Raw genomic sequence first — 16849 nt, 5'->3', positions numbered from 1 at the left:
AGATCGGACAGCGTCTATCTGTGCACCGTTCCTGAAGGAGAAAGACCATGTCCAGCGTCGACCAGTCCGGCACATTCATCCTCGGCGACCGCAAGGTGAGACGGCTCGGCTACGGTGCCATGCAGCTCGCAGGGCCCGGCGTCTTCGGCCCACCAAAGGACCACGACGCGGCATTGGCCGTACTGCGCGAAGCCGTTGCACAAGGCGTCAACCATATCGACACCAGCGACTTCTATGGCCCGCACGTGACCAACCTGTTGATCCGCGAAGCGCTCGCACCCTATCCCGACGACCTCGTTATTGTCACCAAGATCGGTGCCCGACGCGGCACGGATGGCTCATGGCTGCCGGCCTTCTCGGCAGAAGAGCTGACACAGGCGGTGCACGACAATCTGCACAATCTCGGACTCGACGTGCTGGAGGTGGTCAACCTTCGGGTCATGTTCGACGCGCATGGCCCCGCCGAAGGGTCGATCGAGGCGCCGCTTGCGACGCTTGCCGAGCTCCAGCGACAGGGCCTTGTGCGCCACATCGGGCTGAGCAACGTCACCGCTGCGCAGATCGCCGAAGGCCGCAGGATGTGCAGGATCGTCTGCGTGCAGAACCAGTACAATCTGGCGCATCGGGGCGATGATGCCTTGATCAACGATCTCGCCCGCGACGGCACCGCCTATGTGCCGTTCTTCCCAATTGGCGGCTTCAACCCGTTGCAGTCGTCGACCTTGTCCAAGGTCGCCACACGCCTCGGCGCCACGCCCATGCAGGTCGCGCTCGCCTGGCTGCTTCGCCGCGCGCCCAACATTCTTCTGATTCCGGGCACGTCTTCCGTCGCGCATCTGCGCGAGAACCTCGCCGCTGCCGACCTCGAACTGTCGGACGATGTCATCAAGGAGCTGGATGGTGTGGCAATGGCGGCCTGCGGATAGATTACCGAAGGCAGTGATGAGCCAATCTCCCCCAAGTGGGTTCCCTTGCGGGGGAGATTGCCGGCAGGACAGCGAAGGCGCGCGACCTCACAGGCGGGACAACCGAGACGCTGAAGGATCGTCGCATTTTTCTGCCACTACGCCACATTTTGTTCTTGCTTTGTGCCGGCAGCTATGCTACTAATCTGCGTATGGTGCTAATTGGCTCCAACGACCCGCCCACAGAGGCGGGTTTTCTGTTTCTGGGTTCCTTCGAAAGTTTGGCGCTGCCGGCCTGGGGTCGGCGGGACAGCGCCCTTCTGCCCTGCCGGGCATCGTCCCCACAAGAGGGAGATCCAGTTCTCGCCGCGCCGGTCTAGTTGATGCTGGCCGTGTTGGCCGGCTCGGCCGGGCGCTTCTCACCGGCATAGGGCACGCGAAAACCGTTCGCCGCCAGCCAACTGATGGCGGCCTTCGGTTCGTCGGTCTGGATGATGGTGGCGCCGCGCTCGACCCAGAAGCCGTAGGTCTCGCGCGGCAGGCTGGCCGCAACCGCCAACTCGTCGCCGCGACCGCCAGCGAGGAAGCCGCCCGGCTTGTTGACGATGGCATAGGTGTCGGCCCAGATGTGCCAGTCGCCCCTCACCGCCAGCGCGCGCATGCGCGGGCTGAACAGCGGGCCGCCGGTCTCGGTCAGTGTCTCTGATCCCATGCGCCAGTTGATCATCTCGACCGCGCGCATCGGGAAGGCCCGGCTCACTTTCTCGGCAAACATGGCGTCGCGAACCGCGTCATCGGCGATAATCGGCATGAACTGGAAGCCGCTGCCGATCGCGTCCATGGCGGCCTTGACACTGGCAATCCGCTCCGCATTCCACAGGTTCTCCTTGACGATCACCTGTTCGGCCATGCCGAGGTCGCGCGCAACCGCGACCATGCCGACGAGGCTTTCGGTATCGAGCTTGTTGTCGAGATTGATCAGGATCCTGTCCCTGGTCGTCATCAACATCTCGCGCAACGTCGAGACCGTCTCGCCCGTAACGGCGCCGGTGCCTTCGATCACCAACCGGCAAGTCTTGAGTTCGGCCATCGTGCGGTTGACCACCTCACCCTTGCAATTCGTCGTGCGGTCGAGCCAACTGTCATGCATGACGACGAATTGTCCGTCCTTCGAGCGCCTGATATCGACCTCGACGATTTCGGCGCCCATTGCGATCGACGCCTCGACGGCGGCGATCGAATTTTCGGGATAGAGCGTCTTGCCGGATTGCATGCCGCCGGCGCGGTGCGCGGCCACTATCACATGGTCGCGCCATTGGTTGGCGTGCTCGAAGCGGTTAAGAATCTGCCTGGCGCGCGTTTCGCCTGCCGATGCCTGGCCAAGGGAGAGCGCCAGCGCCGCGGAAAGCAGAAGGCTCAGCCAAATCGTTCGCATGAGACAAGTCGTTCGCACGAGAATCGCTCCGTACCGGGATCGCACCCCGGTTAAGCGATGCCCGTGACAGGCAGGTGAACGAAGCCGGCTTGCAAAATGCCGGAAAATCAAGTCAGCGCCGGCCGAAGCAGTCTTCGGCGGCTACTTTCGGTTGCTTGCCAGGCAATCTCCTGGCGAGCCATGCCGGGTTCGCCTGGCGAGCAAGGATTTGTGACCGGATCGAATGGCCATGATCCTCCGCAGGGGTCGCAATTCTGAGAATTATGTCCAATAAGGTTGCGCGTCGACGCACAGGAGATCGCTTCATGCCGCCAAGGACCATCGATCACGCCTTCACCACCCGCTCCAGGACGGGTGCGTCGTTCGAGCCGACCTATGCCGGCGCCCTGTCGTTCATGCGGCGCAAATATTCGAAGGACGTGAAGGACGCCGATGCGGTGGTGTGGGGCATTCCCTTCGACGCTGCGGTCACCAATCGGCCGGGCGCCCGTTTCGGACCGCAGGCAATCCGCCGCGCCTCGGCCATCCTCGACAACGATCCGCAATATCCGTTTTCGCGCGATCTGTTCGAACAGCTTGCCGTGGTCGATTATGGCGACTGCCTGCTCGACAGCGGCAATCACCAGAAGACGCCTGCCACGATCGAACGCGAAGCGGCGAAGATCCTGAAATCCGGCGCCTTTCTGCTGTCACTCGGTGGCGATCACTTCGTCACCTGGCCGCTGCTCAAGGCGCATGCCGCCATCCATGGCCCGCTGGCTCTGGTGCAGTTCGACGCACACCAGGACACCTGGCCCGACGACGGCAAGCGCATCGATCACGGCTCCTTCGTCGGCCGTGCAGTCAAGGAGGGCATCATCGACCCCGACCGGTCGATCCAGATCGGCATCCGCACCCATGCGCCCGACACGTTCGGTATCAAGATCCTGTATGGCCATGAAGTGGAGGAAATGCGTGCGTCGGACATCGCGTATGCCATCGTCGACCGTACGGGCGGCAAGAAGACCTACGTTACTTTCGACATCGATTGCCTGGACCCGGCTTTTGCGCCCGGCACCGGAACGCCGGTCGCGGGAGGCCCGTCTTCGGCAAAGATCCTGTCGGTGCTGCGCCAGATCAACCAGCTCGATATCGTCGGCGCCGACGTCGTCGAGGTTGCGCCAGCCTATGATCACGCCGATATAACGGCAATTGCCGGGTCGATGGTGGCCATGCACTATCTCGGGCTGTTGGCGGAACGAAAGGCCCGACTCGAAGAAATGAACCAGGGCAATCACGGCGTCGCCGGATTGAATCAGGCAAGCGGCATATAGCTTTGAGATAACAGGAATTTTGGCAAGCAATGAAACCGAAAATCTTCATCGACGGCGAGCACGGCACCACCGGTCTGCAGATAAGGGCGCTGCTTGCCGAGCGTGGCGACCTGGAAATCATCTCCATCCCGACCGAGCGCCGCAAGGAAACGGCAGCGCGCGCCGAGTTCCTCAATGCTGCGGATGTCGCGATCCTCTGTCTGCCGGACGCAGCCGCCAAGGAAAGCGTTTCGCTGATCGCCAATGACACCACCAAAGTGATCGACGCCTCGACGGCGCATCGTGTCGCCGATGGGTGGGAATATGGCTTCGCCGAAATGGACAAGGACCAGGCGAAGAAGATCGCTTCGGCGAAGCGCGTCGCCAATCCGGGCTGCTGGCCGCAAGGACCAATCGCGACGCTGCGGCCGCTGGTTGCGGCGGGGCTGCTGCCGGCCGATTTTCCGGTCACCGTCAACGGCATTTCCGGCTATTCCGGCGGCGGCCGGCCAATGATCGAGGATTATGTCGCCAAGGGCGAGGATGCACCGGAATTCCTGCCCTACGGACTGACGCTGCAGCACAAGCACGTGCCGGAGCTCAGGACGTATGCTAGGCTTTCGCACGATCCGATTATGCAGCCGGCAGTCGGCAATTTCGCGCAAGGCATGATCACGGTGGTGCCGCTGCAACTCGGCGGCCTCGACCATGTGCCGACCGGCGCCGAGCTTCACGCGGCGATCGCCGATCATTTCGCTTCCCTCGATGGCGGCGCGGTCGAGGTGGCGCCGTATCTGCATCAGGAACGCATGCCTGACATCGATCCGGAGATCTATAATGGCACCAACCGGATGAAGCTCTATGTCTTCGCCAATGACGATCGAGCGCAGGCGCTGCTGCTTGCGGTCTATGACAATCTCGGCAAGGGCGCCTCGGGCGCCGCCGTGCAGAACATGGATCTGATGCTCGGCCTCTGAATGGATGTGCCGGCATTTCCAAAGCGCTGGAAGGTCGGCGCGCCCGAACTCATCGCCGAAACGTTCAGCAGCCGCATCTGGAAGGTCGCGCGCGAAGACGGCTCACCGGCAATCGTCAAGGATCTAAAGCCTTTCGACGATGTCGAGGACGAGTTGCGCGGCGAGCATTTTCTCGCCTGGCGACGCGGCGAAGGCGCGGTGCGGCTGCTGGGCCGCGATGGCCACCGCATGCTGCTCGAGTATGCCGGCGAAACCTCGCTGTCACAGATGATTGCGGATCAGGGCGACAATGTCGCCACCGCGATCGCGGCGGAGGTAATGGCCAAGCTGTTCTCGCCGTCGAAGCACCCTGCCCCGCCGGACCTTCAGCCGTTGCGGACCCGGTTTTCCAGCCTGTTCAAAAAGGCGAAGGCCGATCGCGCCGCCGGCGAAAAGAGCCTGTATGTCGAAGCTGCCGAAATCGCGGAACGGCTGTTGTCCAATCCGCACGACGTACGGCCGCTGCATGGCGACCTGCATCACGACAACATCATGCACGGTCCGCGCGGCTGGCTGGCGATCGATCCGAAGGGCGTTCTCGGCGACCCCGGCTTCGATGCCGCCAATGTGTTCTACAACCCACTCGACCGAGACGATCTTTGCCTCGATCCGCGGCGGATCGCGCATATGGCGCATGTCTTTGCCGCAACGCTCGGCCAGTCGCCGCCCGCGATACTGGACCACGCCATCGCCTATGGCTGCCTGTCGGCTGCATGGCACCATGAAGATCGGAATGCGGTCGACGAAAACCGCGAACTGGCGATTGCCGCGGCAATCCGGCGGGTGCGGCTCAGCCTCTGAGAGCGATCTCGTGGGGCAGCGGGTAAGCGCCCTTGGTACCGCGCCAATGCGCGGCGGCGAAGCCGAGCAGAAACAGCGCGAATGCTTGATGCGTCAGGGCCATGTGCAGTGGCACATGCATCAATAGCGTGCCGATGCCGATCGATGCCTGCACCACGACAATCAGGAACAGCAGCGTCGCGCGTCGGGCATGCGTCGTGCCCGGCAGGCGCCGGCGTGTCGCAATCATGTGCCAGAGCGCGGCCGCGAAGATCGTGTAGGCGCCGACCCGGTGGACGAATTGCACCGTCTTCGGGTTTTCGAAGAAATTGCGCCATGCCGGCTCCAGCAGCAGCAGGTCGCCGGGAACCAGCTTGCCGTCCATCAGCGGCCAGGTGTTGTAGCTCAAGCCGGCGTCTAGCCCTGCGACCAGCCCGCCGAGATAGATCTGGACCAGCGCCAGCAGCACCAGCAAGCCGGCCAGGCGTTGCGTTGAGCGGTCGGCGGCCGGTTCGGAGTGTGGGGCCAATCCGCGCGCGACCACCATGGTCGCCGTGAATATCAGCGCCGCCAGCGTCAGATGCGTCGCCAGCCGGTATTGGCTGACCGAAACCCGGTCGACCAACCCGGACGCCACCATCCACCAGCCTATCGCGCCCTGCAGGGCGCCGAGAAGGAGGATGCCCGACAATTTCGTTCCGAGCCCGCGCTCGATGCGGCGCGTCGCCCAGAAGAACAGCAGCGGCAGGGCGAAGACCACGCCGACACTACGCGCCAGGATGCGGTGCACCCATTCCCACCAGAAGATCGACTTGAACGCCTCGATGCTCATGCCGTTGTTGAGTTCGGCATATTGCGGGATCTGCTGGTAGCGCAGGAACTCCTCCTGCCACTCGGCATCATTGAGCGGCGGGATGACGCCGTGTATCGGCTGCCATTCGGTGATCGACAGGCCGGAATTGGTGAGCCTTGTAGCGCCGCCGACCAGTACCAGCGCAAACAGCACCAGGAGCACGACATAGAGCCAACCGCGCACCAGCGCGCGGTTGCGAAGGTCGCGATCGCGGGCGGCGAAAGGCGCGGCATCGGATATGGCAGCAGCCATGGATTTGTCCCGGCAGTTGAAGTCGCGGATTGGTGAACCATCGCAACCCGGCTTGCAAGACCGGACAGCGCGGCACGCCGTCGCGCCGTTTCTGGCGGGTTGCGCGTATTGGCTGTTCGGCCTAAGCGATAGCTTCAACGAGATCGCGCCATGCCCATTCGCCTGAAAAAGCTGATCGGAAGCTTCCTGCTGGTAGTGCTGGTCATAGTCTATGCGCTGGTCGCCTCGATCGTGGCGGTCGCCCAATTGTCGCAGTCCGGGCCGCTGGCGCACTTCATCTTCTTCCTGCTCAGCGGGCTTTTGTGGGTGCTGCCGGCGATGGGCATCATCAAATGGCTGATCCTGGAGCCGCGGCCGAAGGGGCGAGGCAACAGTTAGATCGTCACCACCGTCTTGCCGGCATTGGCCAGCGGCGTCGTCACGCCCGACAACATTGTTCGGATGTGGGCGACGCTCTGATAGCGGCCATTGACCGAAATGCGCGGCAGGGCGTGCAGGAAGCCGGCATGCTCGGCGCGGAGTATGCCGTGGCGGGTCGTCACCGCCGAGGCATAGCCGGCATCGCGGACTAGGCCTACTTCGCGGCGGCCGACGGCACTGGCATAACCGTAGGGATAGGCGAAATGGCGCGGCTCCTCGCCGAGTTTGGCCTGCAATATGCGCTTGACGTCGCCGATCTCATGTCGCGCATCGCTCTCGGAAAGCCGCTTCAGATTGCAGTGATTGACGCTATGTGCGCCGATCGTCACCAGCGGGTGCTCGGCCATGGTGCGGATCTCGTCCCAGTTCATCAGCGTGCTCGGGCGCGGAGCACCCAACTCGATGCCGTTCGAGCGCGCCAGATCCCGCAACACCGCACGCTGGTCCTGCTCGCGCACCTTCAGCGTCAGATGAGCGTGCAGGCGCGCATTGGCCTGGACCTTTTTTCCCGGACTCGAGCAGTCGATTGTCACCGGGCCATCCGGCGTCGTCAGCGTCAGGCGATCGCGCGCATTGACGATGTCCTCGACCACGTCCCACCACAAATCGGCAGCGCCGTCGATCAGTCCCGGCGCGACGTAGATGGTGATCGGCGCGCCGTGTTTCTCCAGCACCGGCAGCGCCTCGGTCATGTTGTCTCGATAGGCGTCGTCGGCGGTGATCGTCGCAAACTGGCCGTCCTTGTCGCCAGCCTTGATGCGCTCGATCGCCTCGTCAAGCGTGACGAAACTGTAGCCGTTCGCCTTCATGTCGGCGATCACGGTGTCGAGAAACCCAGGCGCGATGTTCAAGTGGCGGTTGACGCCGTTCGGCTTTTCCGGTGTCGCGGTTACCCGATGCAGCATCAGGATAGCGCCGAGACCGCCGATAAACGGCTTGGCCAGCGGAGCGAGACCGGAATAGCGGGCGAGATTGAGCGCCAGTTTGCGGATTGCCTCGCCCCCGTCGATCATTCATTCACCTTTTGCGCCTAAGCTCATCAAGCATGGAATGCGCCTGCGCGGACCCCCAATCGCGACGAATACGCCCTAAGGATTGAGGTATGGTTGACGCCACCGCGTCATTTGACGGCAATCAGCTGGCAAGCAGCGAGGCGTCGCCGTGTGCCTTGCCGGCCGGCAAAGCCGGCCTGTCAACCTCGGTCGCCGATAGTGCGGCGTTGGCGGCGTACGCAGAATTCTGCCATTCGGCGCTTTTTGCCCCTGCGCAAAGCGCAGGCTGGATCCTGAACTGGGCCGCACATACCGGCGCCGACGTTGTCGTTGCGACGCTGCGCGCCGAGGACAGGCCGGTTTTCTCACTGGCGCTGGAGGTCACTCGCAGTGGAGCGTTCCGCGTCGCCCGGTTCATGGGCGGCCGCCATGCAAACGGCAATTTTGCCGCCGCCGACCCGCAATGGCTGGCGAATGCCGATAGCGCGGCGATCCGCTCGATGCTGGCTGCGATTGCCAAGGCGCGGCGCGACATCGATCTTGTTGCGCTGGAGCGGCTGCTGCCCGATCTCGACGGCGTTGCCAACCCGCTCTCCGCCTTGCCGCATTTTTCGAGCCCCAATCTGTCGCTGGCCGCCGGTCTTGTGGGAGGATTTGACGCACTGCTCACCCGCGTGAGCGGCAAGCGCAGGCGCAAGAAGCATCGCTCGCAGGCGCGCAAGTTCGAGGCCGTTGGCAGCTATCGTCGCATCGAGGCGAGGACTGCGGACGAAGTGCACATGCTGCTCGATGCCTTTTTCGAGATGAAGGAATTCCGCTTCCGCAAGATGGGCATCGCCAATGTTTTCGGTGAGGCGGAGGTGCGCGCTTTTTTCCGCTCGCTGTTTGCCGACGCGCTTCAAGAGGAAGATCCGTCCTTCGTCCTGCATGGGCTGGAAGTCGCCGGCAAACTTCGTGCAGTCACCGGATCGAGCCGCTCGGGCAAGCGGCTGATCTGCGAATTCGGGGCGATCGCCGAGGACGACCTCGCACACACCAGCCCGGGCGACTTCCTGTTCTTCGAGAACATCCAGGAAGCCTGCGAGGCGGGTTTCGAAATCTATGATTTCTCGGTCGGCGACGAACCCTACAAGCGATTGTGGTGCGATGTCGAAACGCAGCATTTCGAGGTGCTGGTTCCGCTGACGCTGAAAGGTCGTGCGCTGGCGCTTGCGCTCAGGCACGGCGCAAGCCTGAAGGCATTCATCAAGCACAGCCCAATGGTCTGGAAGCTGACCAAGCTGCTGCGCCGCAAAGCCGTGGGGCGGACAGCACCGGCCGCAGGCGAAGACGACAGCTGATTTCGATTTGAGAGAAAACTGCCTCAGGCGGCCGAGCGCCGTCCCGGCATTGGGCCCGGCGCCACATGGCCGATTGGCGTGACCAGCGTCAGGTCGGGATAGCCACTCTCGATGAGCGCGACCGCGGCCTGCGTCACCTCGTCGTCCGGCTCAAGCATGGAGAGCAAGACCTCGGTCCCCTCGCCCACCAGGCGGCTGATGCCTTGCGCGTCGGCCGGTCCGCATTCGACCACGACCAAATCATAGGCGGTGGTCAGCGACTGCATGATAATCGGCAGCCGGTCGGCGGCGCGCATGGCGCGGACCGGATCGGCTGTGCCGACGGGAATAACGTGGCAGTCCGAATAGAGATCGGGGTGGATCACATCGCTGAACTGCGCTTGTGAGGCGAGCAGATCGGTGATGCCCGGAAACAGCCCGCTGTCCAGCATCGGCCGCGAGGCAGCACCCGAAGCGGTGAGATCAAGCAGCAGCACGCGTAGCCCGGCGTCGGAGACTGCGCGCGCCACCAGCACTGCCGAGGCTGCCGCCTCGTCGCCTTCTGGCGACACGAATATGGCGCGGGCGGCACCGGTGGCGATCAGTTTTTCCGCGGCCTTGTCGATGTCGACCTCGCCGAGGATAGAACGTGCCGGTTCAATGTCTCCAGCGGCCATTTCAGAGTACTCCGGTTCGATTTTCTCGGCAGCCGCTTCCGCCACCGCGACGGGTTCCGGCTCCACTTTGCTTTCAATGATATTGTCGTCATCGGCCTCATCGATCTCGACGACTGCCGGTTCGGACCGGCCAACCGACGGGTCGGGCTCGGCCATCACGCGTTCGGCCTGGACAGCCGGCATCGCAACCTGCTCGATGCGCTCGAAATGGGCACCGGCGGCCGGACGCATGGCGCGGCCGGAAAACAGTTCCTGCAGCAGCGTGACGATCGCCATGATGAGCAACGAGCCGACAAAGGCCGCACTGACAATCGGACCAATCTTGGGGAAATAAGGTTCGGCCGGCACCTGGGCGTCCGAAAATACGCGAGCGTCGACGGGCAGATAGTTGCGATCCTTGCGTGCGGCCGCCTGGAGATAGCTGGATGAATAGAGATCGAGCTGCTGACGCTTGGTCGCGGCATCACGCTGCAGCGCATCGAGTTCCACCTGCTCTTCGCCGGCGCGGGCGGACGCCGCCTTCAGCGTGTTGACGTCTGCCACGAGTTGAGCCTCTCGCGCCTTCGCCGTCTCGGCCTGCGCCATCAGACCTTTCATGATCTTTTCCGCTTCGTTGCGGATCTGGCGGTCGAGATCCACGAGCTGCGACTTCAGCGCGCGGATGCGCGGATGGTTGTCGAGCAAGGTGGTGGAAAGGTCGGCGATGTTGTTCTTGAGTTCGACTTGCCGCTCGCGCAGGCGCTGGATCAGTTCGGAAGACAACACCTCCGGAACGGCATCCAGCGAGCCGCCATTGCGCAACGCCCTGCGCACGCTGTCAGCGGTCGCTTCCGCCGAAGCGCGATTGGCGCGCACGCGTGACAGTTCGCTCGACAATTCGGACAGCTGCTGGGTGGCAAGCACCGAATTGTTGCCGCCCATCAAAAGATCGGACTGCGCACGGAATGCGGCAACCTTGGCTTCCGCCTCCTTCACCCGGTTCTGCAGATCCGCGATTTCCGGCGCCAGAAAGTCGGTGGCGGCGGAATTCGATTCGAGCTTGGCATTGCCCTTGGAGGCGATATAGGCGTTTGCAATGGCGTTCGGGATCGCGGCGGCAAGCTTTGGATCCTCTGACGAGAACTCGATTGCGATCGCGCGGGTTTTTTCAACGCCATAGACGTTGAGCTTCTCATGCATTGCGTCCAGCACGCGCTCTTCCAGCGGAATCTCGAACGGATCGCTTTTCAAGCCAACAAGGACAAGGGCGCGGCTCAGCGCCGACATCTTCAGCGCCTCGTCGAATTCGGGCAATTTCGCCAGGTTGAGCTTCGTCGCCACCTGCTTGAGGATGTCGGGGGACGAGATGATCTGGACCTCGGTGGCCACAGCCTCTTCGTCGGGAATCGACCGCTCGTTGCCGTTGGCCCCGGCCGGCCGCGTGAACTCCGATTCTCGAGGCCCGATCTCCAGCTTGGCTGCCGCCTTGTATTCGGGCGTTGCAAGCCAGGCGAGCGCAAAGGCCAGGCCGGTTACAACCAGTGCGACGACAAGGATGCGCAACCAGTTTCGCGCCAGGCTGGCGAAAAGCTGCCTGAGATCGACGTCGACATCTGCGGCCGCGGATTGAACGGACATGCATCCCTGCTCCGGTACTGAGTCAGCATGCACCGTAAACAACTATGGTAACTCAGCCGTTAATATCGCGGTAAGAACCTGTTAGGCTCTACTAACAAGCCGCAAACAAGAGGCTGAAAACCATCTGCATTTGTCGATCCGGCCCGCATCGGCCGCGCGCCTTTACCGGCCATTAACCCTAACAGGATGATAACCGAGCTCGATCGTTAAGGTTTGCCGCAGAGTCGCCGGCTATTCAAAGGTACGTGTCCGCTCATGAAAAGCACTGCTCCCCTTTTCCGCGCGCTGCTTGCCGTATCGATGCTTTCGGGCTGCTCCAGCTACCGGCCGACGCCGGCCGCATTCCATGAAGTTCTCGACCAGCCCTATCGCCTCGGCGCCGGCGACCGCGTCCGCGTAACCGTGTTCGAGCAGGAAGGACTGACCAATACCTACAGCGTCGACCAGTCCGGCTATCTCTCGCTGCCGCTCGTCGGCAACGTGCCGGCGCGCGGCCACACCGCCCAACAACTTGAAAGCGAGATCGCCGAGAAACTGCGCCAGGGTTATTTGCGGGATCCCGATGTTTCGGTCGAAATCGATCGCTACCGGCCGATCTTCGTCATGGGTGAAGTGAGCGCGGCGGGCCAGTATTCCTACGTCCCGGGCCTGACCGTGCAGAAGGCCGTCGCCATCGCCGGCGGGTTCACGCCACGCGCCAACCAGGAAAGCGTCGACATTACCCGCGACATCAACGGCAAGGTGATAACCGGACGCGTGGTGACCTCCGACCCGCTACTGCCCGGCGATACAGTCTATGTTCGCGAACGCCTGTTTTGATGTGCTGACAAAGTGGCGGACACACTCAGGATCGTCCACTGCTTTCGCTCACCGGTCGGAGGCATCTTCCGGCATGTGCGCGACCTGACCGAGGCTCAGGTCGCCGCCGGCCATGCCGTCGGCATCGTCTGCGATTCGACGACGGGCGGCGATTTCGAGGAACGGCTGTTCGAACAGATGAAAGGCAGCCTGGCGCTCGGCATTCACCGCACCCCGATGCAGCGGCATGTCGGGCCAGGCGATCTCGCCTCGGCCCGGCGCACCTATAGGATCATAAAAGAATTGCGGCCGGACGTGCTGCACGGGCATGGCGCCAAAGGTGGCGCCTATGCCCGTCTGTTCGGCTCATTGTTGCGGGTATCCAGGTCTCGCGTAGCCCGCCTTTATTCGCCGCATGGCGGCTCGCTTCACTATGACGAGACCACCGCCATGGGGAAGCTGTTCTTCGCGCTCGAGCGCTTCATGGCTCGCTTCACCGATTGCCTGCTGTTTGTTTCCGATTATGAGCGACGGACTTATCGCAGGAAGGTCGGCGAGCCGCCCATTCCGAACGCTCTCGTCCACAACGGCCTGCGCGCCGCGGAGTTCGAGCCGGTGCGGACCGAGCACAATGCGGTTGACCTCCTCTATATCGGCATGATGCGAGACCTCAAAGGCCCGGACATCTTCATCGATGCGCTGGGGCTAGCCGCGACACGGCTCGGCCGCCCATTGAAGGCGCTGATGGTCGGCGACGGCGACGACCTGCCGCGCTATCGCGCCCAGGTGAATCAGCGCGGCCTGGACGTCGGCTTCCTGGCGCCGATGCCGGCCAGGCTCGCCTTCACGCTGGCCGAACTGGTCGTCGTTCCCTCGCGCGCGGAAGCCATGCCCTATATCGTTCTGGAAGCGCTCGCCGCCGGCAAGCCGATCATCGCGACGTCAGTCGGCGGCATACCGGAAATCTTCGACACCGGCTCGCCTGCCCTGATCCGGCCCGACCCGCGCGAACTTGGCGACAAGATAAGCGCCGCATTGGCCGATCTCGACACCTACAAAGGCCTGATGCCCGGCCTCGCCGACCTCAAGGCACGCTTCGGCGCCGATGTAATGGCCGCCGAAATCGAAAAGGCTTATTTCGCCGCGCTCAAAAAATAGAGCAACGGGTTTCCACCGGGCTGCTCCTGGTGAAAGCGTCTCCAAAGCCATCTGTTGTTTCAAGGGTTTCTTAGCTCTCTTTTGCTATTCACCTGAGGGAAACCTGCGGACGCCCCATGAACGAAATCGACCCAGCGCGCCGTTTTTCTCTAGACGCGGTGCGCAAATTCGACGCCCCTGCCGAGAACAATACGGCCGGCGGCATGAACGATGTTGCCCGCCAGGTCGCCTCGCAATACCGGCGCGATACGATGTCGCCGATCATGGTGAGCGGCGTCCTGCGCATGATGGAATTCGCGCTGCTGTTGGTGTCAGGTCTTGCCGTCTATTTCTATTATGTCGGCTTTTTCAACTATCTTGCCTGGCAATACTCACTGACGATCGCCGCCACCTCGTTCCTGGCGGTCGTTCTGTTCGACGTCACCGACTGCTACCAGATCGTCGCGCTGATGCGGCCGATCGCCAATTTCGGCCGTCTCCTGCTGGTCTGGGCCGGAACATTCGCCTTGATGGCGCTCACCGCCTTCACCATGAAAATGTCGGAAGACTATTCGCGCCTGCTCTTCGGCACGTGGTTCGTCGTCGGTTTCGTGTTGATCCTGGGTCTCCGCCTGGTGATGTCGAAGCTGATCCGGCGCTGGGCGCGCGACGGGCGGATGGAGCGCCGCGCCGTCATCGTCGGCGGCGGCAAGGCGGCGGAGGTATTGATCCGCTCGGTCGAAAGGCAGCCCTACAACGACATCCGCATCTGCGGCATCTTCGACGACCGCGGCGACAAGCGGTCGCCGCCGGTTGTCGCCGGTTATCCCAAGCTCGGTACAATTTCCGAACTCATCGAATTTGCCCGCATCGCGCGCATCGACATGCTGATCGTATCGCTGCCGCTGACCGCCGAATCGCGCGTGCTGCAGTTATTGAAGAAGCTGTGGGTGCTGCCGGTCGACATCCGGCTATCGGCGCATTCGAACGCGCTGCAGTTCAGGCCGCGCGCCTATTCCTACATCGGCTCGGTGCCGATGCTCGATATCTTCGACAAGCCGATCAACGACTGGGATTCGGTCGCCAAGCGCGCCTTCGACATTGTCTTTTCGATCATCGGCATCATCGTGTTCTCGCCGGTGATGCTGGCGACCGCAATCGCGATCAAACTCGACAGCAAGGGGCCGGTGCTGTTCCATCAGAAGCGGCACGGCTTCAACAACGAGATCATCGACGTCTACAAGTTCCGTTCGATGTATACCGACAAGGCGGACCCGACGGCCAAACAGACCGTGACCAAGAACGATCCACGCGTCACCCGCGTCGGCCGCTTCATCCGCAAGACCTCGATCGACGAACTGCCGCAGTTCTTCAATTCGCTGTTCGGTTCGCTGTCGCTGGTCGGGCCGCGCCCGCACGCCATTGCCGCGCAGTCGCACAACCTCCTCTACAATGAGGTGGTCGACGGCTATTTCGCCCGTCACAAGGTCAAGCCCGGTGTGACCGGCTGGGCGCAGATCAATGGCTGGCGCGGCGAGATGGACACCAACGAGAAGATTCGCATGCGGACGGAATACGACCTCTATTACATCGAGAACTGGTCGCTCCTGTTCGACCTCAAAATCCTGTTCCTGACGCCGATCCGCCTGCTCAACACGGAAAACGCATATTGAGCGCGACGGCCTATGAATTGCCGGCGGCGGCGGTCAACGCCAAGCTGATCGCACTGATTGCGTCGGGGGCGGTTTTCCTCGGCGTCTTCCTGTCCGGTTTCGTCATTGCCGAGCCCGCGCCGTACGATCTCTACATGATCGGGCTGATCGTGGTGTGGCCCTTGTTCGGCATGCGTATACAGCGCGCGGCGGTGCCGCTTCTGGTGCTGCTGGTTATCATGAACATCGGCGGCATGATCTCGATGACGCAGATGTCGGACCTCGCCGGCACGCCGCTCTATCTCGCCGTCTCGCTGTTCCTGGCCTTAACCGCGGTTTTTTTCGCTTCGGTAACGGCCGTCCAACCCAGTCTCTACCGGGTGATCTTCGTCGCCTATGTGGTGTCGGCAGTGCTGACTTCGTTGGTCGGCATAGCCGGCTATTTCCATGCCTTTCCAGGAGCGGAGATCTTCACCAAATACGACCGTGCCGCCGGCGCCTTCCAGGACCCGAACGTGTTCGGTCCGTTCCTGGTGCTGCCCGGCATCTACCTGCTCTACCTGCTGCTTACCGGCTCGGTCGCACGCATGCCGCTATTGGCGGTGCCGTTGCTGATCATCACCTCCGGCATCTTCTTTTCCTTTTCGCGCGGCGCCTGGGGCATGTTCGCCGTTTCGGCGATCCTGCTGACCGGTGCCTTGTTCCTGCAGAGCGCCAGCGGCAAGTTCAAGCTGCGCGTCGTCGTCATGACCATCGCCGCCGTCGGACTGCTGGTCATCGCAATGATCGTCATCCTGCAACTGCCAGGCGTCGCCGAGATGTTCTCGAACCGCGCACAGCTCGAACAAAGCTACGACACCGCCCGGCTCGGCCGCTTCGCCCGCTATACGATCGGCTTTCAGATGGCACTGGAGCATCCGTTCGGCATCGGCCCGCTCGTCTTCGGCAAGATGTTCGGCGAGGACACGCACGACATCTGGCTGAAGATGCTGATGGATTACGGCTGGCTAGGCTTCGTGTCGTTCCTGACGCTGACGTGCTGGACGATCGCCGCCGGCTTCCGCATTCTGCTGCGCGACCGGCCGTGGCAGCCTTATCTTCTATGCGCCTACGTCGCCTTCATCGGCAATATCGGGCTCGGCACCTTCATCGACATCGACCACTGGCGCCATGTCTACCTGCTGCTTGGCTTGATCTGGGGTGCCATCGCGCTCGAATACCGCCACCAGTGGCAGCTGCGGGCGGCGCAGCGACCGGCAATCCCCGTCGCGGTTGCTTCAGGCAGGACAGCAACCGAATTCGGTTGACCGGACCCGGTCTATCACGATACATCGCGACCGGTCCGGAGTGTAGCGCAGCCCGGTAGCGCACTTGACTGGGGGTCAAGGGGTCGTCGGTTCGAATCCGGCCACTCCGACCATTAAAATCCAAAGGCTTAGCCAGTTTTCCCCCAAAACTGGCTGTACAGACGATAGCCGCACTGCAGCCAGCGCAACAGGCGTGATCTCATCGAGGGAACCGATCACGCATCACTCGTGCGAGGCACGGAGGCTGGCGTCTAGCCAGAAGCCCACCGAGAAACCGCGCGGTAATGGCTAGGTAAGCTTTGCTGCGTACGCCAACCTTTATCGTGAGCCCGTATTCCAGCTTCAATAAGAAAAGGTCCCGCCGCACATGCCAGAACGGCGGGACTCGATCAGGCGC

The 16849-nt window shown here is 62.5% G+C and carries 14 protein-coding genes and 1 tRNA gene; 11 read left to right on the top strand and 4 right to left on the bottom strand.

What is annotated here, in order from left to right; translation table 11 throughout:
- Positions 1-47 precede the first annotated feature (47 nt).
- Entirely contained in the window at positions 48-926 is an 879-nt protein-coding gene (locus NKI16_RS27125; protein ID WP_352622807.1) for an aldo/keto reductase family oxidoreductase, read from the top strand.
- A gap of 355 nt (positions 927-1281) precedes the next feature.
- On the opposite strand, the gene NKI16_RS27120 is transcribed toward NKI16_RS27125, so the two are convergent.
- Complete coding sequence (locus NKI16_RS27120; protein WP_352622808.1) at positions 1282-2340, bottom strand: glycerophosphodiester phosphodiesterase family protein; 1059 nt, start codon at positions 2338-2340, stop codon at positions 1282-1284.
- A 305-nt stretch (positions 2341-2645) separates the two neighbouring features.
- On the opposite strand from NKI16_RS27120, the gene speB reads away from it, so the two are divergent.
- Genes speB through NKI16_RS27105 form a run of 3 tightly spaced genes read left to right on the top strand, consistent with a single transcriptional unit; the run spans position 2646 to position 5449 of the window.
- The gene (gene speB / locus NKI16_RS27115) at positions 2646-3653 is read left to right on the top strand and encodes an agmatinase (protein WP_352449331.1); all 1008 of its coding nucleotides are present in this window, start codon (positions 2646-2648) and stop codon (positions 3651-3653) included.
- 29 nt (positions 3654-3682) lie between these two features.
- Complete coding sequence (gene argC, locus NKI16_RS27110) at positions 3683-4609, top strand: N-acetyl-gamma-glutamyl-phosphate reductase (protein ID WP_352456603.1); 927 nt, start codon at positions 3683-3685, stop codon at positions 4607-4609.
- Complete coding sequence (locus NKI16_RS27105; RefSeq protein ID WP_352590579.1) at positions 4610-5449, top strand: aminoglycoside phosphotransferase family protein; 840 nt, start codon at positions 4610-4612, stop codon at positions 5447-5449.
- On the opposite strand, the gene NKI16_RS27100 is transcribed toward NKI16_RS27105, so the two are convergent.
- Positions 5439-6533, bottom strand: coding sequence for a COX15/CtaA family protein (locus NKI16_RS27100; RefSeq protein WP_352456601.1), 1095 nt, complete (start codon positions 6531-6533; stop codon positions 5439-5441). The genes NKI16_RS27105 and NKI16_RS27100 overlap by 11 nt on opposite strands.
- A 150-nt stretch (positions 6534-6683) precedes the next feature.
- Here NKI16_RS27100 and NKI16_RS27095 point away from each other — a divergent pair, with 150 nt between their 5' ends.
- A complete protein-coding gene (locus NKI16_RS27095) occupies positions 6684-6911 on the top strand; it encodes a DUF2842 domain-containing protein (RefSeq protein WP_023674629.1) in 228 nt (75 codons plus the stop codon).
- Here NKI16_RS27095 and NKI16_RS27090 read toward each other — a convergent pair.
- Entirely contained in the window at positions 6908-7966 is a 1059-nt protein-coding gene (locus NKI16_RS27090) for a polysaccharide deacetylase family protein (protein ID WP_352456600.1), read from the bottom strand. The genes NKI16_RS27095 and NKI16_RS27090 overlap by 4 nt on opposite strands.
- 89 nt (positions 7967-8055) lie before the next feature.
- Between NKI16_RS27090 and NKI16_RS27085 the strand changes: the two genes are divergently transcribed.
- On the top strand, positions 8056-9285 hold the full coding sequence (locus NKI16_RS27085) for a GNAT family N-acetyltransferase (RefSeq protein ID WP_352622809.1): 1230 nt from the start codon (positions 8056-8058) through the stop codon (positions 9283-9285).
- A 23-nt stretch (positions 9286-9308) separates the two neighbouring features.
- Here the strand turns inward: NKI16_RS27085 and NKI16_RS27080 are convergent, their stop codons facing one another.
- Entirely contained in the window at positions 9309-11558 is a 2250-nt protein-coding gene (locus NKI16_RS27080) for a GumC family protein (RefSeq protein WP_352622810.1), read from the bottom strand.
- 255 nt (positions 11559-11813) lie between these two features.
- Between NKI16_RS27080 and NKI16_RS27075 the strand changes: the two genes are divergently transcribed.
- The 5 genes from NKI16_RS27075 to NKI16_RS27055 all read left to right on the top strand — a co-directional run bounded on the left by NKI16_RS27075 (position 11814) and on the right by NKI16_RS27055 (position 16565).
- Positions 11814-12377, top strand: a complete 564-nt coding sequence (locus NKI16_RS27075; protein ID WP_352491882.1) for a polysaccharide biosynthesis/export family protein — start codon at positions 11814-11816, stop codon at positions 12375-12377.
- A gap of 12 nt (positions 12378-12389) precedes the next feature.
- Entirely contained in the window at positions 12390-13514 is a 1125-nt protein-coding gene (locus NKI16_RS27070; RefSeq protein WP_352622811.1) for a glycosyltransferase family 4 protein, read from the top strand.
- A gap of 116 nt (positions 13515-13630) precedes the next feature.
- Positions 13631-15166 (top strand): undecaprenyl-phosphate glucose phosphotransferase, encoded by a 1536-nt coding sequence (locus NKI16_RS27065; RefSeq protein ID WP_352622812.1) that lies wholly within the window; start codon positions 13631-13633, stop codon positions 15164-15166.
- Positions 15163-16452 carry an O-antigen ligase family protein gene (locus NKI16_RS27060; protein ID WP_352622813.1) on the top strand — a complete coding sequence of 430 codons (1290 nt, stop codon included), beginning with the start codon at positions 15163-15165 and terminating at the stop codon, positions 16450-16452. The genes NKI16_RS27065 and NKI16_RS27060 overlap by 4 nt, the downstream gene beginning before the upstream one ends.
- Positions 16453-16488: 36 nt before the next feature.
- A tRNA-Pro gene (locus tag NKI16_RS27055) sits at positions 16489-16565 on the top strand.
- The last annotated feature ends 284 nt before the right edge of the window (positions 16566-16849 follow it).

This window comes from Mesorhizobium sp. M0698 (genome assembly GCF_040320455.1).
GTDB lineage: Bacteria > Pseudomonadota > Alphaproteobacteria > Rhizobiales > Rhizobiaceae > Mesorhizobium.
The sequence above is the reverse complement of the archived record's forward strand: the minus strand, read 5'-3'. Positions and strand labels throughout refer to the sequence as shown.